The following is a 19,774-nucleotide window of genomic DNA, read 5'->3' on the forward strand; positions in this document are numbered from 1 at the left end:
AAAAATAATTACTAAAACGCAATTTTTTGACTTCAATAATGCCAGAAAATTGCTACACTTGAAACAGGAGACAAAGCGGCTGCCAGGCGATGGCCATGGCCGCAGGCGTTCTGCCGGACGGATTGAGATCCTCCATTGTCCCAATTGAACCGCATTGACCACCAATCCTGACGTTCAAAAGGGAAGCGCATGAACCGATTGATCCGCCATGGCTACATCGTCACAAATGACATTCATCAAACGGTGCTGGAGCGGGGCGACGTTCTTATCTGTGGTGACACGATCGCAGCCGTCGGAGCAGACCTTTCCCAACAGGCTTCAGCGCTTCCGGACCTTGAAACCATAGATGCGGCCAACCGCATCGTGATGCCCGGCCTCATCGACGCCCATATGCATTCGAACGAGGGTTTCGAGATGGGGCGCTACGACAATCTGCCGCTCGAAATCTGGCTTTCGGAAGTCTATCCGCCGGCCCATGTCCCGCACATGACCTGGCGGGACAAATATCTGCGCGCCATGCTGGTCGGTATCGTCTCCATCCGCTCCGGGGTCACCACGCTTCAAGACGACGTCCTCAACCTCGCCTTCACGCCCGACGCTGTTGACGCGACGGCCTCAGCCTATCGGGATCTCGGTCTGCGTGGCTGGATCACAGCGTCCATGTGGGACGAAGGCTATTGCGACAGCCTGCCCTTCCTGCGCAACATCATGCCTGAAGCACTGGTGCAGACGCTCGATGCTCTGCCCGTGCCCGGCCCCAAGGACCAGATCGCGCTTTTTCACCAGCTCCGCGACAGCTGGCATGAAAAGGATAATATGCGGATCATTCTGGGACCCTGCGGCCCGCAACGCTGCTCGCCGGAATTGCTTGGCGCGGTGGCTGATCTTTCGCGCTCCCTCGACCTGCCAATCCATTGCCATGTTCTGGAAACCAAGACCCAGGCCGTCACGGGGCAAGAGAAATACGGCAAGACCCTCGTCGGTTTTCTTGCAGATGTCGGTTGCCTCACGCACCGCCTGACGATGAATCATGCCATCTGGCTCACCGAGAGCGACATCGAGATGATGGGCGACGCCGGTTGTTCGATCACGCATAATCCGCTGGCCAATCTCAAGCTTGGCTCCGGCGTGTCACCGGTCAGAACGCTTTTGCGGTCCGGTGTCAATGTCGCACTTGGCTGCGACGGCGTTGCCTCGGCTGATACGGCAGACATGTTCCAGGCCTTCAAGGCCGCGTCGATGGTTCACAAGATCGGCACTTTTGACTATTCCGAATGGATTGGTGCCCATGACGTCATGCAGATGGCCACGCATGGCGGCGCCCGCTCGGGACTGATGGGCGATGCCGTCGGATCAATCGAGGTGGGCAAGCAGGCCGATATCATTCTTCTCGACCGCCATGAATGGGGCCTGATGCCGCTTCACGATCCGGTCCAGCAGATTGCCTTCAGCGCCAGTTCGGAAGCGGTTCAGACCAGCATTATCGCCGGAAAGGTCGTCATGAAGGATCGAAAGCTCTGCTGTGTCGACGAGGAGGCGCTGCGCGGGGAAATCGCCGAAGCCGCCGACCGGTTCCTGCGTGAAGAATGCCCGCAAATGACCCGCCACGCAGCCACCGTCCGCCCGTTTCTCGACCAGATGTATGCGAAGGCGACCGAGCGGGAAATCGGTCTTGGACCACGCGTTCGCCTCCAACCTGCGAGCAAGGCCGTGCGCTGAGACGGAGACAATGCGGCGGAGCACGGCACTGACGGCCCCTCGGACACCACAACACTGAATACGCCAATACAATCGGAACCGGATGTGGAAATCGACATGCCCTTGATGAACTGGATGGATCTCTCAACCCGAGAATTCGACCACTTGCCGACCAATGCGGTGGCTATCCTGCCGATCGCGGCCATTGAACAGCACGGACCGCATCTGCCGGTCGGTACCGACACATTGATCAATCGTGGCATCATTCACCGGGCAGGAAGCTTTCTTGATGAGAGTGTTACCGCGCTGGTCCTTCCCGAGCAAGCCGTTGGCGTTTCAACGGAACACCTCAAATTCGCAGGAACATTATCGCAGTCGACCCAGCTTCTGCTTGACTATCTGACAGTGATACTGGAGCGCGTGCACGCCGCCGGCATCAGCCGCGTCCTCATCTACAACACCCATGGTGGCAACAAGTCTCTGCTCTATCCGTTGGCGCTCGAAATGCGCGCGCGTCATGACATGCTCGTCGCCTTTTCCAGTCGTGGCGATGCCGGGATCCCCTCAGGGCTCTTCAATCTCCCGCATCTTGAATTCGACATTCATGCCGGCGCGATTGAAACCTCGATCATGATGGCGCTTCACCCCGAACTGGTCAGTCAGGTTGAGATCCGTGATTTCGTTTCCAACGCCATCGGATACGAAGAGCGCTTCCAGCATCTTGGCGCCGGCCCCGGCGGATCACGCACGGCCGGCTATGGCTGGATGAGCCAGGACCTCAACCCATTCGGTGCCTGCGGTGATGCACGCGCAGCCACGCCGGAAGCGGGTCACATGCTGGTCAATCATGCAGCCAAAGCCCTGGCGGGCATTCTGGCCGAGATCGCATCGGCGAACGATCTTCTCAAAAGCAAGCCGAAAAACTGAGAACAACAATCTTCAAGAGGTGAACGAAATTGAAAATAGCGAAACTTCTCAAATCACTCGTGATCGTCGGCGCCGCCAGTGCTGCACTTGTCGGCCAGAGCGCCTTCGCCGACCAGGATTTCAAAGGCAAGACCCTGGTGGTCGGCGTCTGGGGTGGCGATATTGAAAAGCTGATCCGCGACCATGTTGTCGGCCCTCTTGAGCAGGAAACGGGCGCCAAGGTTGAACTTCTTCTCGGTGGAACCGGCGATCGTTTTGCAAAGCTCTATGCCGAGAAAGACAATCCGACCATGGATGTCGCCTTCCTCAACATTTTCCAGGCTCCCCAGGCTGAAAAAGACGGCATCGTGGTTGCACCAGATGAAAACGCATCCTTCTACAAGGACATCTGGCCCGGCATGAACCAGGGCTGCTATGCCATGTCGCTGAACGGGCTGGGCATTGTCTACAACAAGGACATGATCAAGAAGCCGGCAGAATGGTCAGACCTCTGGGATCCGCAGTTCAAGGGCAAGATTGCCCTGCCGCCCTTCCCCGGAGCTGAAGCCAACGGCCTTCTGGCGATTGCCGCTCGCCTCGCAGGAACCGATGAGCATGATCCGGATGCAGCCTTCGCCAAACTGAAGGAACTGACCCCGGTTCCGCTGACCTACGGCAATCTCGACGAATTGCTGAGCCTTGTCGATTCCGGTGAGATTGCCGCTGCGCCGATCATCGGCGGCTACGCGATGGCATCGTTGCCCAACTATGACAATGTCGCCTTCCATTTCCCGACGGATCCAGGCCCGGTTCTGGTGCGTGACATGCTCTGCATCGTCGCCAACAGCCCGCAGCCCGAGCTCGCCAAGCGCTTCGCCGCACTGGCCCTGAATGTCGACACGCAGACGGCCTATGCCAACAAGCTGTTCTTTGGGCCGACCAACAAGAACGTCAAGCTGTCGCCCGAGATCTCCGAAAAGGTCATCGATACGCCCGAAGAAGTGAACAGCCTTGTGCAGCTCGACTGGCCCTATGTCATGAGCCACAGCAGCGACTGGACCGATCGCTGGAACAAGGAAATTCTCGGCAACTGAGCCGGATTTCCCGCCGCCCCCTTCGGCGGAAACAAAGATCGTCGCGGCACTCATGGTCGCGACGATCCGGCCTCTGGCAAAGGCATCGCGGTTTCAGGGATCAAATATATGACAAAAGCCAAGACGACGATTTTTCTGCTGCCGGGCATTGCCCTGACGCTCGCCGTTTTCATACTGCCTTTCGCCTTTCTGACAGTCACCAGCTTCTGGTCGCAAAAGGAAGGCTCGCTGCTCCTCGATCCGAGTTTCACGCTCAAGAACTACATTCGTATTCTGACTGACCGCTTCTTTCTGTCAGTGGTCTGGCGCACGCTTCTGATCGGCCTGGCAACGGTTGCCATCTGCCTCGCTTTCGGCCTGCCGATTGCACGCTGGATTTCCCACCGGGCGCGAAAGGCGCGCGGCCTGCTCATTATTCTGATCCTGACACCGATGATCAGCGGTGCGCTGGTGCAGACACTGGGTCTGGTCAATCTTCTCAGCCTTCTCGGGCTTGTCAACGGTGCGCTGAAATCGCTCGGTCTCATTCACAGCTCGATCCATTTTCTCGGCAACGAGACCGGCGTCTTGATCGGCCTGGTTCAGGCCTTTCTGCCGCTCATGGTCCTGCCGCTGGTGACGACACTCAGCCGCTTGCCCCGCGACATGGAATTGGCAGCCCACTCCCTCGGCGCAAACGGGTTCCAGATCTGGAGAACCGTTATCCTGCCGCTTGCCATGCCCGGCATTCTGGCGGGCTGCGTGCTGGTATTCTTTGCCGCCGTGACGTCCTTTGTGACGCCGCAAATTCTCGGTCAGGGCAAGACACCGACATTCGGGACCGTGATGTATCAACAGGTGGCCATGGTCAATGACTGGCCGTTCGCCTCTGCTCTGGCGGTGGTCATGCTGATCATTCTTGCCCTTGTCACATTCGCGCTGAAGCGTTGGTCGGGAGCCCAGAAATGAAACTACACGGTCGCTTGATCGATCTTGTCTGGATCGCCATCATCATCATTGGCTTCATCGTCGTTCTGACGCCGATCTTTGTCATCTTCCTCTCCTCCTTCAATGCTTCAGAAGCGTTCCGCTTTCCGCCGCGAGGCTATTCCCTGCGATGGTATGTTGCCGCCTTTAGCAGACCGGAATATGCAGCGGCGTTGCGAGTCAGCATGATCGTCGGAACGATTTCCACCGCGCTTGCCGTCATCATCGGCGCCTTGTCGGCGCGCGCGCTCATCAAGAGTGAGTTTCGCGGCAAGGCAGCGACCGAGGGCCTGCTCCTTGCTCCTCTGGCGCTTCCGCATATCGTCTGGGCCGTCGGCCTGACGCAGATCTACGCGCGGATCGGTATCGGCGGCTCGCTGATCGGCCTTGTCCTGGCCCATACGACACTCTGTCTGCCCTTCGCCGTCAGGATCATGATGACGACCTTCAGCCAGCTCGATGAAACACTTGAAGGTGCTGCACTCAGCCTCGGCGCCTCTCAAAGCCAGGTCCTGCGAACAATCACCCTGCCTCTGATCTGGCCGGGCCTCCTCACAAGTGCGGTTTTCACCTTCCTCACCTCATTCAATGAAGTCACGGTATCGGTCCTGATCGCCGGCTCGCGCTATCTGACTTATCCCGTAAGGGTCTATTCGGAAATGCGCAGCCAGGGCATTGATCCGACAACGGTGGCACTCAGCGCCATGTTCGTGGTGGTCGCCGTTGCTTTGGTTCTTATCGGCGAACGGATGTTTCGTTGGTCAAGCCGCCTCTAATTCTCTCACCCGCCACATATCAGCACTGCGATAAAGGACAAAGAACGTGAGCGACACTTATCTTTCCATCGAGAATATGTGGAAGGCCTATGGTGACACCAAAGTGCTCCATTCCGTCTCACTGGACGTTCAGAAAGGCGAGTTTCTGGCTCTGCTTGGCCCGAGCGGCTGCGGCAAGACGACCCTGTTGCGGATGATCTCCGGTCTGCTGCAGCCAAATGGCGGAATGTTGAAACTGAACGGAAAAACGATCACCGATGTCCCGGCCAACCGGCGCGGTATCGGTCTGGTCTTCCAGAATTATGCCCTGTTTCCGCATATGTCCGTTGCCGAGAATGTCGGCTATGGGCTGCGTATGCGCAAGGTCGCCAAGACCGAGATTGCCGCTAATGTCAAAGAGGCTCTTGATCTGGTGAAACTCACGCATCTGGGAGAAAGGATGCCCTCAGAGCTGTCCGGCGGCCAGCAGCAGCGTGTGGCTCTTGCCCGTGCGCTGGCGATCAAGCCGCAACTTCTGTTGCTGGATGAGCCGCTGAGCAATCTCGACGCCGTGTTGCGCACCAGCGTCCGCGCCGAGCTTCTCGAGCTTCACAATCGCACCGGGCTGACGACGATCATGGTCACCCACGACCAGGCCGAAGCCATGACGCTCGCCGATCGCATCGTAGTGCTCAACAATGGTCACGTGCTTCAGCACGATGCACCTCAGGCGATCTACGAACAGCCGCAACATGCTTTCGTCTCGACATTTGTCGGCTCACCACCTGCTTCATTGCTCGAAGTCACCCGTCGCGTCGACGGCGGCTACCGGCTCGAAGACACAAACTGGGACGCCGGGTCTCACCTCAGTCAGAAGCTCGCCGAGATCAAGCGCCGGAAATATCACCTGGGTCTGCGGCCGGAAGAGCTGAGCTTTTCTGCCGAAGGCGCCCTTGCCTCACTGCCCTGCGCCATCAGAACGGTCGAATATCTGGGGGCCGAGCGGCTCGTTCATGTCGATGTCGGAACGCAGAAACTGATCGTTCGGCTCGGGCGCTCCGACACCCTTCCGTCAACACCGGGTCATATCTACCTGCAAACCTTGCCTCCGATCTTCGACACAGAAGACGGACGCCGGCTGGGATGACAACGACAGGTCTTTGATGCGGCCCCGGTCCCCAAGACCAGCATGATCTCACCGGCGCCAAAGAGAACGCGAAAAAAATGCCAAAGCAGTCCCATGCGAGACGGCTTTGGCGATCAGCCGCTTTTGCCGTCTTCCCGATAAACGACAACGTTCGCGCGCCGGCCACCTTTGTCGTGGTGGCAAATTCGGGATTTCCCTCGCCGCTCAGTGCATGCGCCATTTCCGGCGCGCTGCCACTTTTTTTCCGACAAGGCCAGGTCGGACTGACCGTTGTGGCCAAGCGGGCGGCAAATCTGCGTGAAAGCATCTCATCAACACCCTGGTGATTTGACCTGAGCAAATAACTCGTGTTTCCTGTCATTGTTGCTGGAATCTGGCGTGGCCGTCCAGACAGCGTGCTTGTTGGCCTTTTCTGATGTTCTCATTTCAAAGAATGGCTGCTTGGGTCATGAACCCGGCAATGACCTTGAGCTGCCTGCCGAATCGCCAAAGACACGACGCCTTCATTTTCTGACGTTACCCGTCGAGGAAGAGACAATGCTCCAGAATCTGGCTTCAGCCACTGCGCCGCATCAGGGAAAGACCATTGACTCGTTTGGCTGCCCGTTCAGCCAACTCTCGACAAACCAGAGCCTTCGTGGTGGCGATATCAGCTTCTTCCGCAAGAGTGCCGAAGATGAGCACCTCAGCCAGGTCGCGACAGATGCGAGCAATCGCGGTTTTGCCATCGGGGTATCCATGGCCAGCGGACACAGGCGGCGGATCTTTCACGCGCATCACGCTGCCAGCTTCGTCTTTCCGCAAGACGGGCTCTACATCCGCAATCTGGCCGATCCCTACAAGGCGGATCTCGCCGGCCCGTTTGACTTCCTGCTTCTGGAGATTTCACCTGCCGCACTGCAAAATATCGCTCAGGAGAGCGATCTTGCCACGGTGACCGAGCTTCAGCTCAAGACAGCGGAAACCGATACCGTCCTTGCCAGCCTGGTCAAGGCCATGGCCCCCGCGATCGAGAATCCAGGCGAGAGCAGCAAGCTGTTTGTCGATCAGCTGGCCACAGCCATCGGCACGCATATCGTCCAGCGTTACGGCGGCGCGACGCGTAGAGCAGCTCCCGGCAGGAAACTGTCCCGGGCACACGAGGTCCTGGCAAAGAACCTTCTGAGCGAGAATCTGCATGGCGACATCTCGGTTCTCGAGGTCGCGCGCGCCTGCAATCTGTCGCGCGGCTATTTCATCCATGCCTTCCGTGAGACGACCGGCATGACACCCTATCAGTGGCTGCTGAATGCGCGCGTCTCGCGGGCCTGCGAACTGCTGCGCTCCTCGACGCTCTCACTTGCCGAAATCGCCTTAGCCTGCGGCTTTTCCGATCAAAGCCACTTCACCCGCGTCTTTACCAGAGCGACCGGTGCAACACCGGGCCTCTGGCGGCGAACCGCCTGAGAGAAAGCCACAGGCCCCGGCAATTCATGCGTTTGACCTGAGGTCTGAAATATCTGCAGCGGCGAGCGGAAAAATCACTTTTGACAAGACATGCGGCGGGCGTTGCAGTCTGCTTTCCGACAAGGCTTCCGCGCCGGATAGCCCAGACACGAACGGGAAGGACACGCTGATGACCGTTATCTATCATGTCGGCCTGCACGCTGATGGCTATGCCTACCGGATGGAGGAGGCTTGGTCGGAGACATTCCCCACGCATAAGGCTGCCCTTGCGGCGGCGCGTTCGGCTGCCGCCAAGCAGCGCGCCGGCGGCAGGGATGCCCATATTCTTTATGAAACGGAAGATGGCGAATGGCATCGCGAATATGCCGATGGTGGCGATCGGCCCGAGACCATTGTTGTTGACGATATCGAATGACCTGGCCGACGATTGCGAACCGGGCCGCGGGCTTTCAGGGCCTGCGGTCCGGCCGGCCGGTTCATTTTTGCTGCATGTCATTGGTCATGGCGACCAGAAGCCCGCCAAGGGCAACGGGGAGCGTCAATTTGATGGTCCGGGGACGGCGAAACTTCTCACCGGGCAGTATCCGTTCAAGGTCGACCGGTTCCGCCAGGCTTTCAATGCCGTCGCGAAGTGGAAGCTGCGTGTCATTCTTGGTCATGGATCAAGTTCCTTTGGGGTATGAAACAGGCGCCCGGACGGCGTGGCCGTCTCACAGCGGGCAGTCAGCAACGTTGTCCTGAAATCATCGAGGCTGTGCGGCCAGGATCGAAGCACGCCGCCAGTCTGTCGGCGTCACGCCGGTGTGACGGCGAAAAATACGCGAAAGATGGGCCTGATCGGACAGGCCGCAGTCAAGGGCGATTTCCGAAAGCGGTGCATCTGTCAGCGCGATGCTTCTTTTCGCCTTTTCGACCCGCCGGGCGATAATGAAGGCATGGGGCGAAACACCGAAACTCACTTTGAAAACGGATGAAAAATAACTGACACTCAGCCCGAGAAGGCCTGCCAGTTTGACGAGTGTAATCGTTTCGTCGATGTTTTCCTCGATATGACGCCTTACCTTGGAGACCTGCCAAGGTGCAAGGCCGCCCCTTGCAGCGACCACCGGCTTCGCCGCCGGCGTTCTGTCCGCCGCCTCGTCCGGGCCTTTCGCCATGATCTGCTGCGCCTGGTTCAGGCAGGTCAGAGCCTTGCCGCGATCGTTTCCGTTCAGCAGCAGCGCCTGACCGATAAGCTTGGAAACGCCCGCGGAGGCGGGATCGGCAAAGATTGCCTCAACTGTGGCAAACGACGTCAGCGTTGGATCGGGATAGGTCATGGTCAGTTCCTCGGAGATGGTTGATCGGCAAATTCGATGCTCCGATGGTGACCGAGAGTAGCAGTCGACTGAATTACACTCGTGTTCGTCAATGCCAGACATTCGTTTGTCCGGCCTTATACCCGCGTATAGGTCTGCGGGTCGCGCCAGAAAGGCCGTGGCTTGCACCACGGCCAGCAAGGCCTTCGCCAACGGCGGAGGCGACGCGCTTGACTGAGCCGTTTCTGACATCGCCGATCGCGAAGATGCCTGGTCGCGACGCCGAGACCGTCCCGGCCGCCGGTTCTTCGGCGATGCCGAGCTGATCGACAAGCGTCATCAGGTCGGGACGCACCAGAATATGGCCGTCCGGCTCGACAACCGCCGGCAACTGTTCCTTGCTCAGCCCAAAATCCGCCATTTGCGGTCCGGATGCGGTGCCCGCCGACCCAAAAAGACCGGACGGACGCGGAGGGGAGCGCATCCGTCCGGCAGTCTGGCACCGTCAGGCGTTGGTGGCGCGCAGGATTTCGAACAGGAACCAGATGCGTTTTTCGGTCTCGTCGATCCAGTTCTCCAGAAGGCTCGCCGTGGCGACGTCACCATGTTCGTCGCAGACGCCATGAAGCGCGCGCATGCGGGCGGCCAGATCGGCGTTGTCGGATCGCAGCTCCGCCAGCATTTCGTGCGGATGGACGAATTCGGCGTCATTGTCGGCGATCCGCTGCTTTGCGGCGATATCGCCGATCGAGGTCAGCGTCAGACCGCCGAGCTTGCGCACGCGCTCGGCAAGCGGGTCGGTCATGGCCAGCAGATCATCGGCGTGATCATCGAGCATCAGATGCCAGTCGCGGAAACTGGCGCCGGACATATGCCAATGAAAATTCTTGGTTTTCAGGAACACGGCAAAAATATCGGCCAGCAGTGCGTTCGCACCGGCGGTGATATCCCTTGCAGCCTCGACGCCAAGCCCCGACGGCGTGTGAAGCGATGCGCTGCGACGTGCGGCAGTATTACTATCCATCTTTCGGTCTCCTTGTTGAGATTTAGTCAAAACGCCCGCTTGCCGGCGGATCACTGGCCGGAAAGCTCTCCCGCAGGGCCTCGTCGACCCTGTCATCCGCTTCGGCGGCCGGGCGGGCTTTGTGTGGAACCGGCCTCTCTTCGCGCCAGCTGAGCATCAAGGCTGCGGCAATGGTGAGCGGCGGAATGAAGAAGCAGAACCGGTGCGACACCCGGTATGCCAGCGCCGCAACCGCACATCCGGCGGCGAACAGAACGAGCGCCCGGATCAGCGGCATGAGCCGCGGATAGATGGGCAGCCCCTTCGTTCTGTCGCCGAAGAGGACGTCGGAAAGGTCCAGCATGATCTGCGTTGTGGTTCCGGTCAGAAGCGTCGTCGGCGGCTGATCGGTCAGATGCGTGCGATGCAGCGCATTCTGGATCGCCATCGCCACCACCAGAACCATGCCCAGCGGCACGGATGCGTCGCCGGCGCGATCATGCAGCGGCAGCACGACAGCGAGGAGCGCGGCGAGCAGAAACAGCGCGCATTTGAGCGCCAGAAAGACCGGTACCGCCTGAATCCTGCGCCTCTGCATCCAGTCGCCGAAAGCGCGCGCCAGCAGCACGGTGATACAAAAAACCGGCAGCGCCAGAAGCTTGGCCAGCACGCCACCGGTCCCGTTTGCGAGGGTAGCACCCAGGGTCACGAAATTGCCGGTGACATGGGCGGTGAAGAGCCCGTTCAGGGCGACAAAGCCCATCGTGTCGACATAGCCGCCATTGAAGCTCAGCACCGATGCGATCGAAGACCGGGACATGGAATGACTCCATCAGAAGCGGGTAAGGCTGTCGGCCCTGCTTCCATGACGGCAATGCCCCGCCATGGAAGCGGCCTCTACGATCAATCCTGAATGAAGGTCAGAATGTCAGGATTGAGAACCTCGGCATGGGTTGTCAGCATGCCGTGCGGGAAGCCCGGATAGATCTTCAGTGTCGAGCCCGGCACCAGCTTTGCCTGGAGCTCGGAGGCATCCTTGTAGGGCACGATCTGGTCGTCATCGCCCTGCAGGATCAGCGTCGGCACGGTGATGGCCTTCAGATCGGCTGTCTGGTCGGTCTCCGAAAAGGCCTTGATGCCCTCGTAATGGGCCTTGATGCTGCCATTCATGCCCTGACGCCACCAGTTGTTGATCACGCCCGGATAGACCTTCGCATCGGGCCGGTTGAAGCCATAAAACGGGCCGGAAGCGACATCGAGGAAGAATTGCGCCCGGTTCGCCGCAAGCTGCTTGCGGAAATCATCGAAGACTTCGATCGGCGTGCCGCCGGGATTGCTTTCGGTCTTGACCATGATCGGCGGCACGGCCGCCACCATGACGAGGCCGGCAACGCGGCCCTGCGGCTGGCCGTAGCGGGCCACATAGGCAAGCGCTTCGCCGCCGCCGGTGGAGTGGCCGATGTGAACGGCATTCCTCAGATCGAGCGCTTCCGTGACGGCTGCGGCATCGGCGGCATAATGCGCCATATCGTGTCCGTCACTCACCTGCGCCGAGCGACCGTGGCCGCGACGGTCATGGGCGACAACACGGAAGCCCCTGTTGACGAAGAACATCATCTGCGCATCCCAGTCATCGCTGGAAAGCGGCCAGCCATGGTGGAACATGATCGGCTGGGCATCCTTCGGCCCCCAATCCTTGTAGAAAATCTCGACGCCATCTTTGGTGGTGATAAAGCTCTCGGCCATCTGGCTCGCTCCTTCGGGTTGGTTCTGCGCTGTTTGGTTCTGAGGCTCCTGCGCCATCGCAAATGTCGGCAAGGCCGCAACGGTGGAGACGGAGGCACTGGCAATCAGCACCTGCCGGCGTGAGAGGAAAAACTGCGTTGCATTGTTCACCTGCGTCTCCTTTGAATGGCGGCGAGCCCATCGGCTGGACTGACAGGTGGAACGCTAGCCGGGAGCGCGAACTGGCGATTGTCAAAAACGCGCGCGGTTTGGACAATCGTAATGTTTTGTGTTGATCACCGGACGTTCGGGCTGAAGCGCTGATCGGGTCATATTGCAGCAATACTGATCTGCTTTAGGATCGGCATGATGCATGAGGATGACCTTGCCGTAACCGACGCGCTGATTCATGACCTGCTTGGCAGGCACACGCCGCTATGGGCGGGTAGACCGGTGCAGCAGATCAACACAACCGGGACTGACAACGCTCTTTACCGTATCGGCCAAACCCTTGTTCTGCGCATTCCGCGCCGGGCGGCGGCCATCCCGCTGATCACCAAGGAACTCGACTGGCTTGCGCATCTCAGCGACCTGCCTCTTGCGACACCGACATTGCGATACCGGGGGCATGCAGATCTGGGCATGGACTGCCCCTTCGGGATATTCGACTGGATTGACGGCACACCTGCCACGCCTGAAAACATTGCGGATGCCGATGCGGCGGCGGTGGCGCTGGCCGCTTTTCTGAACTCGCTGCATCAAAAGGCAACCATCGGTGCACCGAGGTCCGGCACAGCCAACATGTCGCGCGGTGTCCCACTGGCCGAGATGTCCGAGCGCACACTTGCCGCCATCACTATCCTTGCCGATGAAATCGATACAGGCCCGGCGCGGCGTCTCTGGGACACGGCACTGGCGGAAACCCACCGCGGTCAGCCCGTCTGGCTGCACGGCGATCTGAAGGCCGATAACCTTCTCGCCCTTGATGGCAGGCTTTCCGCCGTGATCGACTGGGGGCTTTCCGCCGTCGGCGACCCTGCGGCCGACTATGCGGCAGCATGGTTCTGGGTCAGCCCATCAGCCCGGCATCAATTCAGAAACACCCTGGAAGCAGGTGACGGAGACTGGTTGCGCGGCAAGGCCTGGGCGCTCTACGGCGCTGTCATCGCCCTGAGTTATTATCGCGGCGGCAGGAACGAACCGCTTTGCCGGCAGTGCAGGCTCACCCTGTCGAGACTTGATCTCCTTGTTTAGCGCCGGGCAGCCTGAAACTCGCTCAGGCCCCGAACCGCCTTCGGCCCAAACCCATGTCCAGCGTGCCTAAACCCACGTATAGGGCGCATCTTGCAGGAAAAGCTGTAGCCTTGTCGCTGTTGCCCCGATCGTGCCGCCGACGGGGTGATCGCGGGAAACGTTACCCTGATCCGGGTTCCCCTCCCTCCGGATCAGGACGGATCCGCAATTTGCGCGAAGGCCGCCTTTCTTCCCCCTAGGAAAGGCGGCCTTCCTGCACAAGCCTCAAGCGGTGGCGTGAAGCCCTCAACGCAGCGTGACGCATTTGACTAGACCTTTGTATAGGTCCGCCGGGCTGCCGTAACCGATAGGCTTGAAAGGGAAAGGCAAGACCATTGATGATGCAGGGATTGGAGTGGACATTGGCACAGCAACAGGCAGGCCGCCACGAACGCCTGTTTGCCACCTCAACGGTGCTGGTTGCAGCGGTGATCTTTACCGTCGACACCTTCACCGATATCGAGGGCGCGATCGCCGTTCTCTATGCCATTGCGCTTCTGCTCGCCTCCCAGGCCGTCAGCCGCACCGGCCTCATCCGTTTCTCCGTCATCTTTCTGGTTCTTGCGCTCGTTTCCTTCTTTCTCACCCATGCCAGCGATCCGACCTTTCAGACCTTTCTGCGCCTCGGCGTCGCGCTGGTGGCCCTCGGGCTGACGACCACGCTGCTGCTGCGCAATGACCGCGCCAGATTCGCGCTGCTCGAGACGAATGCCGCCCTCAGACTGAGCGAGGGGCGCTATCGTTCCATCTTCGAACGCACCCGCGTGGCGCTGTGGGAGCGCGACTATTCGAAACTCCGCACCTATCTGATGGACCTGAAAGCCAGAGGCTTCGGCGATGTCCGCACCGTTGCCAGACAGGATCCCCAATTCATCAATCGCTGCATCGGCATGATCGAGATCGTCGCCGCCAATGATGCGGCAATCGACCTTCTCGGCTCATCGGCAACCAGTGCCTCCGACGCCACCATGCACGACTTTATTCCGCTCAACAGCGAAACCTTCGTATCGCTGCTGCAGGCGATCATGAATGGCGCCAGCTATTTCGAGGACAATGCAGAGGTCCTGAATGATGTCGGCGAGCCGAAGATCGTTCTTCTGAGCATCAGCTTTCCCGAAGAACAGGTCGCTTATGACCGGGTAGTGGTCAGCATGGTCGACATCACCCAGCGCGAACAGGCCAGACACGCGCTGGCCAAGGCCCAGGAAGAACTGGCCCGTGCCTCGCGCGCGGCGACGGTCGGCGCGCTCTCCGCCTCGCTTGCCCATGAACTCAACCAGCCGCTCGGCGCCATTGCCGTCAACGCCCAGACGCTGCTGCGCTGGCTCGATCGCGACCCACCGGACATGGAGGCTGCCAGGCGTTCCGCCGAGCGGATTGCACGGGACAGCCAGCGCACAAGCGATATTCTCAGGAACACGCGGTCGATGCTGTTTTCGCAACCCGGCGAAACCCAGGCCCTCGACCTGATCCGGCTCGTCGATGATACGCTGACATTGATGAAATATGATCTTCAGCGTGAAGCGATCACGGTGGAATTCACGCATGATGCCGCCGTGCCGGTCATAAGCAGCGGCCGCCTCGAACTCCAGCAGGTGCTGATCAATCTCATTTCCAATGCCATTCAGGCCATAAAGGCTACATCACCGGATCGCCGGGCTCTGGCGATATCGCTGCATGCGGATGCCGAGCGCGACACCATCTCGATAACGCTGCACGACACGGGACAAGGATTGAGCCCGGAAGCAATGCAGAAGCTGTTTACGCCTTTCTTCACGACCAGACTGGATGGCATGGGGATAGGTCTTTCGATCTGCCGGAATACGATCGAAGCAAGGGGGGGCACCATCACCGGACGGAACCATCCGGACGGCGGCGCTCTGTTCGAAATCACGTTGCCGAAGGAGACAGCCAGTGCGTGAACGAAAGAATGCGCAGCCAAAAGCCGGGGGGCCCGTCGTCTATATTGTCGATGATGACCTCTCCATGCGGGAATCACTGGTCGACCTGTTCCAGTCCGTCCAGATTGCCGCGCAGGCCTTTGCCAGTCCGGATGCCTTTCTCGCCGAGGCAGATCTGTCACAACCGGGTTGCATCGTTCTTGATGTCAGGCTTCCCGGCGTCAGCGGTCTCGACTTCCAGTCGCAGTTGGCGCAGGAGGGCAGCACTCATCCGATCATTTTCATGACGGGCTATGGCGATATTTCCATGAGTGTGCAGGCGATGAAGGCCGGCGCGGTCGACTTTCTGGCAAAACCGTTCCGTGATCAGGATATTCTTGATGCTGTCCTGGCCGCGGTGGAACGCGATGCCGCCAGCCGCCGCGAACGGGACCGCCATCAGGAGGTCAACAGCCGCTTCGAAACGCTGACACCACGCGAACGCGAGGTCATGGAACGGGTCGTACAGGGCCTGATGAACAAGCAGATCGCCTTCGAGCTTGGAATCAGCGAGATCACGGTCAAGCTGCACCGCGGTAATGTCATGCGGAAAATGCAGGTCAAATCCGTCGCCGAGCTGGTCCGCAACGCCGAACAGGCAAGTCACGGTCTTGCTCCGCCAACGTCAAAACCATCAGTAATACGCGCCGTCTGACCTCGGCGCGCACGGCATGAAAGTCGCACTATCTTGACCCAGTCTGCGCTAATCGCAATCGTCGATGATGATCTGGCCATCCGGGAAGCTCTCGATGACCTGGTGAAATCGCTTGGCTATGAAAGCTGCCTCTTCGCATCGGCAGAAGCCTTTCTCGGCTTCCAGCCACGCGCGTCGGTCGATTGCATGGTGGTTGACGTCAAGATGCCCGGTCTGAGCGGGCTGGAACTGCAAAGCCGGCTCAATCAGGAGCGCGATCGTCCACCGATGATCTTCATGACCTCCTACCACGACGAACGTACGCGAACCGCTGCACTCGAGGGCGGCGCGATCGCCTTTCTGGGCAAGCCTGTCGATCTGACCGTTCTGATCAGCTTCATCGAAAAGGCCATCGAGGCCTAGCGCACAGCTGACAGGATTTTCGCCCGTGAGCCGCCAATGGGCGCGATCGCGGCTGCAGGCGCGTGCGCCTTCATCCCCCTTTTTCGATGTCTTCCCGGCGGCGGCTTTCACCTCAGCGCATCACAAACCAAAGCATAGGTCTGGCTGCTTCAGGTATGATTGAGGCAGCTCCTTTCCGGTGCCAATCTCAACACAGCCCGAACAACAGAGCGGGCGCCACCAATCAAAGGCAAGCAAGATGAGATGTCGCCAGAACCGGCCGGCGTCCCGCTTCTGCCATCCCCAGGGAAAGGACAAGACCATGAAAGCTCTCACCGACAAGCAGCTGTCGTTTTCGGCCTATTCGCACGACCTCGACATTCCCCTCGATCAGATCGATATCGCAGACTGGCTCTTCAACCTGCCGGAAGCGGAATATCAGCGCTGCTGCCCGCCCGATCACATTTCCTGCGGCGCAACCTTCACCGATGACGGCCGGCGGATGTCGATCAATGTCGAGAAAATCGGAACCGGACTGGTGATCCAGCATTATGTTGCCGAAGAGGCCACACCCTCCTATTGCCGGATGAATTCCATCTCCGACGTGTTCACCCCCACCGGCGAACGCACGCAGGTCAATGTGATCTGGGAACTGATCGCCGAGGCCATTGACGGCAACCGCACGCGCTACACCAATCGCGTCACAAGCCACCCGACCGATGTTTTCATGACCTTCATCGAAGCCCATGGCCAGACCTTCGAAGAGGCATCCGCCGCCCGTCAGGCCGCCAGCGGTGACCATAACCACCGCGAAACACCGCTCTTTGCCGAAAGCATCGCCCGCAAGGCCCGGGCAAAGGCATCGGCAAAGTGAAGGCGATCACGTTCGATCAGTTTGGCGGGGCGGATGTGCTCCGCCTTGCTGACGTCCCCGAACCGGAAATCCGTCCGGATGACCTGCTGGTGAAGGTGAAAGCGCTTGGCGTCAACCGGGCCGATCTGCTTCAGCGTCAGGGCTATTACGGCGGACAGACCTATGGCGAAAGCCCGCTGATGGGGCTGGAAGTTGCAGGAGAGGTTTTGATGACCGGAAATAGCGTGACGGATATGATGCCGGGTGCCCGGATCATGGCGATCGTCGGCGGCGGTGCCTATGCCCAGTATGCGCGGGTCGATCGTGGCATGGCGGTCGCGATCCCTGACGGTTTCGGCTTCATCGAAGCCGCAGCGGTGATGGAATCCTTTGTCACCGCCTGGGAGGCGCTTGTCCATCTGGGCGAACTTAGCCCCGGCTGTTCGGTCCTCATTCATGCCGCCGCCGGCGGTATCGGCTCGGCCGCCGTCCAGATCGCCCACGCGCTCGGCACGCGGGTGTTCGCCACGGCATCACAGGACCGGCGACAGCAGGTGATGGCACTTGGCGCCGAGGCGGTCTTCGATTACCGGACCGAGGATTTCGAGGCAGGCCTTCACGCGCTGACGGGTGGTCTGGGCGTCGATGTGATCGTCGATTTCGTCGGTGGCGGCTATCTCAGCCGCAATCTTCGCAGTCTTCGCCCCGGCGGACGGCTGGTCCAGGTCGGGCTGCTCAGTGGTGAGGACACGGCCGAAATTCCGCTGGCCCTACTGCTCCACAACCACCTGCGCATCATCGGCACGGTGATGAAATCAAGAAGCATGGAGGAGAAGCGCGCAATGGTGCGCCGCTTTGCCGAAAACGGCCTGCCGATGTTTGCCGATGGGCGTCTCAAACCCGTCATCTGGCAGAGCTTCCCGCTCGATCAGGCCGCCAGAGCCCATCAGGCGATGGAGGCCGGACACGGTTTCGGCAAGATCGTCCTGACGATCGACCATGAGGCCTGCGGCCCCTGAAAGGCCGCCCGCCCCTTCCTCACCCGTCGACAGCGAGGCCCGTTCCATGTCCATCGAGCAGGATTACGACGTTCTGGTTGTCCTGCTGATGGCGGTCCTCGCACTGGTGCTGGTTGCCCGCTATTTCCGCCTGCCTGCCGCCGCGGCGCTGATCCTCGGCGGCTTGGCGCTGGCTTTCATCCCGACGCTGCCCGTCGTCACCTTTGATCCCGATCTGGTGATGGTGGTTTTCCTGCCGCCGATCCTTCTCAGCAGCGCCTATCAGACGGTCTGGCTGGATTTCAAACAGTATTTTGCCGCCATTACCTCACTTGCCGTCGGCGCCGTTGTCTTCACAACACTCGCAACAGCCTGCGTCGTTCACTGGATACGGCCGGACCTGCCCTGGTCCACGGCCTTCACCCTGGGTGCCGTCGTTTCCCCGCCCGATGCCGTCGCCGTCAAGGCGGTGCTGGACCGGCTCAATCTTCCCAACCGGGTCTCAACCGTCCTGACCGGCGAGAGCCTGATCAATGATGCCAGCGGCCTGGTCCTGTTTCACTTTGCCGTCACCTCAGCCATCAGTGGAACCTTCAGCCTGCCCGAGGCGATTGGCTCCTTTCTTCATATCGCGATTGGCGGCATCGCCTTCGGCTTTGGTTTCGGCTGGATCGCCCTGAACCTGCTCCGGCGTTTCGGCAATAGCGAGCTGATCGTCACCGGCACACTGCTTCTGGCGACCGTTTCCTACATGCTGTCGGACCGGCTGGGTTTTTCGGGTGTTCTGGCAACGGTGACCACCGGATTGATGCTGGGCTGGCAGCAGCACGAAATCTATTCGGCTCGAACCCGCATGCGCGCCGAAGCCTTCTGGCGGGTGCTCGTCTTTCTGCTGGAATCGCTGCTCTTCGTGCTGATCGGTATGGCGCTGCGGCAGGCTCTCGCGGGTTTTTCCACCGTCGCTGACGGGCTTCATCGTCTGGCCCTGCCGGTCGCAGGCGTCGTGCTGAGCGTTATCGTTGCCCGGTTTGTCTGGCTTGTGGGATCAGACCTCTGCCTTTCCGTTCTCCAGCGGTTCGGCGTTTCTTCGAAAGAACGCCCTTCGCTGCCGATGACCATCATTGTCAGCTGGGCCGGCATGCGCGGCGTGGTGACGCTCGCCGCGGCGCTGTCCCTGCCGCTGAGCTTTCCCGGCCGAAATCTCATCCTGGCATCGGCTTTCGGCGTGATCCTGGTGACGGTGCTGGTGCAGGCGACAACGCTGCCGCTGCTCATCGGCCTGTTTCCCTCCATCACAAGGCAGACCAGTTCGACCCGCGCCAGAGAAGAGGCACTGGCGCGCCGGAAGATCGCATTGAAACAGCGCAGGGCATTCGCCGATCATGCCGCGCAGCAGCGGCCCTCAGCGCGGGGCGCCAAGACCGCCCTCCCCGGCAAAGGAGATTTCGAAGCCCGGCTCGCGGCGCTCAGCGTGGGGCGCAGGGAAATGCTGCGGCTGTATCGCCGTGGCCAAATCTCCGACAGCGTCATGGAGCGTATCGAGGAGGATCTGGATCTGCAGGAAATCGCCATTCTGCGGCAGCGCGACGATGCCGCGTGGAAGGGCGGGGCCTGAG

General features: G+C 60.0%; 21 protein-coding genes. 15 read left to right on the top strand and 6 right to left on the bottom strand.

Annotation, left to right across the window (positions count from 1 at the left end; all coding sequences use genetic code 11):
* Nucleotides 1-189 precede the first annotated feature (189 nt).
* From HCK86_RS12270 to HCK86_RS12305, 8 genes are all read left to right on the top strand, one after another.
* The gene (locus HCK86_RS12270) at nt 190-1,719 is read left to right on the top strand and encodes an amidohydrolase (RefSeq protein WP_176084757.1); all 1,530 of its coding nucleotides are present in this window, start codon (nt 190-192) and stop codon (nt 1,717-1,719) included.
* 96 nt (nt 1,720-1,815) lie between these two features.
* Nucleotides 1,816-2,625, top strand: coding sequence for a creatininase family protein (locus HCK86_RS12275; RefSeq protein WP_176084758.1), 810 nt, complete (start codon nt 1,816-1,818; stop codon nt 2,623-2,625).
* A 29-nt stretch (nt 2,626-2,654) separates the two neighbouring features.
* The gene (locus tag HCK86_RS12280) at nt 2,655-3,698 is read left to right on the top strand and encodes an extracellular solute-binding protein (protein ID WP_176084759.1); all 1,044 of its coding nucleotides are present in this window, start codon (nt 2,655-2,657) and stop codon (nt 3,696-3,698) included.
* 108 nt (nt 3,699-3,806) lie between these two features.
* Complete coding sequence (locus tag HCK86_RS12285) at nt 3,807-4,646, top strand: ABC transporter permease (RefSeq protein ID WP_176084760.1); 840 nt, start codon at nt 3,807-3,809, stop codon at nt 4,644-4,646.
* A complete protein-coding gene (locus HCK86_RS12290) occupies nt 4,643-5,440 on the top strand; it encodes an ABC transporter permease (RefSeq protein WP_176084761.1) in 798 nt (265 codons plus the stop codon). The genes HCK86_RS12285 and HCK86_RS12290 overlap by 4 nt, the downstream gene beginning before the upstream one ends.
* A 46-nt stretch (nt 5,441-5,486) precedes the next feature.
* Nucleotides 5,487-6,566, top strand: a complete 1,080-nt coding sequence (locus tag HCK86_RS12295; RefSeq protein WP_176084762.1) for an ABC transporter ATP-binding protein — start codon at nt 5,487-5,489, stop codon at nt 6,564-6,566.
* Between the two features lie 537 nt (nt 6,567-7,103).
* Complete coding sequence (locus tag HCK86_RS12300) at nt 7,104-8,012, top strand: AraC family transcriptional regulator (protein ID WP_176084763.1); 909 nt, start codon at nt 7,104-7,106, stop codon at nt 8,010-8,012.
* Between the two features lie 169 nt (nt 8,013-8,181).
* Nucleotides 8,182-8,427 carry a DUF2188 domain-containing protein gene (locus HCK86_RS12305; RefSeq protein ID WP_176084764.1) on the top strand — a complete coding sequence of 82 codons (246 nt, stop codon included), beginning with the start codon at nt 8,182-8,184 and terminating at the stop codon, nt 8,425-8,427.
* 61 nt (nt 8,428-8,488) lie between these two features.
* Here HCK86_RS12305 and HCK86_RS12310 read toward each other — a convergent pair whose 3' ends face one another.
* The 6 genes from HCK86_RS12310 to HCK86_RS12335 form a co-directional block, all read right to left on the bottom strand.
* Nucleotides 8,489-8,671, bottom strand: coding sequence for a hypothetical protein (locus tag HCK86_RS12310; protein ID WP_176084765.1), 183 nt, complete (start codon nt 8,669-8,671; stop codon nt 8,489-8,491).
* Between the two features lie 84 nt (nt 8,672-8,755).
* The gene (locus tag HCK86_RS12315) at nt 8,756-9,331 is read right to left on the bottom strand and encodes an AraC family transcriptional regulator (protein ID WP_176084766.1); all 576 of its coding nucleotides are present in this window, start codon (nt 9,329-9,331) and stop codon (nt 8,756-8,758) included.
* An 88-nt stretch (nt 9,332-9,419) separates the two neighbouring features.
* Entirely contained in the window at nt 9,420-9,731 is a 312-nt protein-coding gene (locus HCK86_RS12320; protein ID WP_176084557.1) for a hypothetical protein, read from the bottom strand.
* Nucleotides 9,732-9,815: 84 nt separating this feature from the next.
* Nucleotides 9,816-10,334 (bottom strand): DNA starvation/stationary phase protection protein, encoded by a 519-nt coding sequence (locus HCK86_RS12325; RefSeq protein WP_176084767.1) that lies wholly within the window; start codon nt 10,332-10,334, stop codon nt 9,816-9,818.
* Between the two features lie 22 nt (nt 10,335-10,356).
* Complete coding sequence (locus HCK86_RS12330) at nt 10,357-11,133, bottom strand: DUF1275 family protein (protein ID WP_176084768.1); 777 nt, start codon at nt 11,131-11,133, stop codon at nt 10,357-10,359.
* 83 nt (nt 11,134-11,216) lie between these two features.
* On the bottom strand, nt 11,217-12,059 hold the full coding sequence (locus tag HCK86_RS12335) for an alpha/beta hydrolase (protein ID WP_246739582.1): 843 nt from the start codon (nt 12,057-12,059) through the stop codon (nt 11,217-11,219).
* Nucleotides 12,060-12,404: 345 nt separating this feature from the next.
* Between HCK86_RS12335 and HCK86_RS12340 the strand changes: the two genes are divergently transcribed.
* The 7 genes from HCK86_RS12340 (at nt 12,405) to HCK86_RS12370 (ending at nt 19,773) form a co-directional block, all read left to right on the top strand.
* The gene (locus tag HCK86_RS12340) at nt 12,405-13,292 is read left to right on the top strand and encodes an aminoglycoside phosphotransferase family protein (RefSeq protein WP_176084770.1); all 888 of its coding nucleotides are present in this window, start codon (nt 12,405-12,407) and stop codon (nt 13,290-13,292) included.
* Nucleotides 13,293-13,693: 401 nt separating this feature from the next.
* Nucleotides 13,694-15,253, top strand: a complete 1,560-nt coding sequence (locus HCK86_RS12345; protein ID WP_246739568.1) for an ATP-binding protein — start codon at nt 13,694-13,696, stop codon at nt 15,251-15,253.
* Nucleotides 15,246-15,926, top strand: coding sequence for a response regulator transcription factor (locus HCK86_RS12350; RefSeq protein WP_348641070.1), 681 nt, complete (start codon nt 15,246-15,248; stop codon nt 15,924-15,926). The genes HCK86_RS12345 and HCK86_RS12350 overlap by 8 nt, the downstream gene beginning before the upstream one ends.
* Nucleotides 15,927-15,959: 33 nt before the next feature.
* Nucleotides 15,960-16,328: a response regulator gene (locus HCK86_RS12355; protein ID WP_176084771.1), complete on the top strand. Its 369-nt coding sequence runs from the start codon at nt 15,960-15,962 to the stop codon at nt 16,326-16,328.
* A gap of 301 nt (nt 16,329-16,629) precedes the next feature.
* Nucleotides 16,630-17,181: a hypothetical protein gene (locus HCK86_RS12360; RefSeq protein ID WP_176084772.1), complete on the top strand. Its 552-nt coding sequence runs from the start codon at nt 16,630-16,632 to the stop codon at nt 17,179-17,181.
* Nucleotides 17,178-18,179: an NAD(P)H-quinone oxidoreductase gene (locus HCK86_RS12365; protein ID WP_176084773.1), complete on the top strand. Its 1,002-nt coding sequence runs from the start codon at nt 17,178-17,180 to the stop codon at nt 18,177-18,179. Before HCK86_RS12360 ends, HCK86_RS12365 begins: the two co-directional genes overlap by 4 nt.
* Nucleotides 18,180-18,225: 46 nt before the next feature.
* Nucleotides 18,226-19,773, top strand: coding sequence for a Na+/H+ antiporter (locus HCK86_RS12370; protein WP_246739569.1), 1,548 nt, complete (start codon nt 18,226-18,228; stop codon nt 19,771-19,773).
* Nucleotide 19,774 lies beyond the last annotated feature (1 nt).

The organism is Martelella sp. HB161492 (assembly GCF_013184775.1).
Lineage (GTDB): Bacteria > Pseudomonadota > Alphaproteobacteria > Rhizobiales > Rhizobiaceae > Martelella.

Excerpts from the sequence above, each read along its gene's own strand:
- HCK86_RS12335 (WP_246739582.1), bottom strand. The coding sequence starts at position 12,059 with ATGGCCGAGAGCTTTATCACCACCAAAGATGGCGTCGAGATTTTCTAC.
- HCK86_RS12310 (WP_176084765.1), bottom strand. The coding sequence starts at position 8,671 with ATGACCAAGAATGACACGCAGCTTCCACTTCGCGACGGCATTGAAAGC.
- HCK86_RS12340 (WP_176084770.1), top strand. The coding sequence starts at position 12,405 with ATGATGCATGAGGATGACCTTGCCGTAACCGACGCGCTGATTCATGAC.
- HCK86_RS12360 (WP_176084772.1), top strand. The coding sequence starts at position 16,630 with ATGAAAGCTCTCACCGACAAGCAGCTGTCGTTTTCGGCCTATTCGCAC.
- HCK86_RS12275 (WP_176084758.1), top strand. The coding sequence starts at position 1,816 with ATGCCCTTGATGAACTGGATGGATCTCTCAACCCGAGAATTCGACCAC.
- HCK86_RS12290 (WP_176084761.1), top strand. The coding sequence starts at position 4,643 with ATGAAACTACACGGTCGCTTGATCGATCTTGTCTGGATCGCCATCATC.
- HCK86_RS12330 (WP_176084768.1), bottom strand. The coding sequence starts at position 11,133 with ATGTCCCGGTCTTCGATCGCATCGGTGCTGAGCTTCAATGGCGGCTAT.
- HCK86_RS12320 (WP_176084557.1), bottom strand. The coding sequence starts at position 9,731 with ATGGCGGATTTTGGGCTGAGCAAGGAACAGTTGCCGGCGGTTGTCGAG.
- HCK86_RS12370 (WP_246739569.1), top strand. The coding sequence starts at position 18,226 with ATGTCCATCGAGCAGGATTACGACGTTCTGGTTGTCCTGCTGATGGCG.
- HCK86_RS12300 (WP_176084763.1), top strand. The coding sequence starts at position 7,104 with ATGCTCCAGAATCTGGCTTCAGCCACTGCGCCGCATCAGGGAAAGACC.
- HCK86_RS12305 (WP_176084764.1), top strand. The coding sequence starts at position 8,182 with ATGACCGTTATCTATCATGTCGGCCTGCACGCTGATGGCTATGCCTAC.
- HCK86_RS12285 (WP_176084760.1), top strand. The coding sequence starts at position 3,807 with ATGACAAAAGCCAAGACGACGATTTTTCTGCTGCCGGGCATTGCCCTG.
- HCK86_RS12270 (WP_176084757.1), top strand. The coding sequence starts at position 190 with ATGAACCGATTGATCCGCCATGGCTACATCGTCACAAATGACATTCAT.
- HCK86_RS12315 (WP_176084766.1), bottom strand. The coding sequence starts at position 9,331 with ATGACCTATCCCGATCCAACGCTGACGTCGTTTGCCACAGTTGAGGCA.
- HCK86_RS12325 (WP_176084767.1), bottom strand. The coding sequence starts at position 10,334 with ATGGATAGTAATACTGCCGCACGTCGCAGCGCATCGCTTCACACGCCG.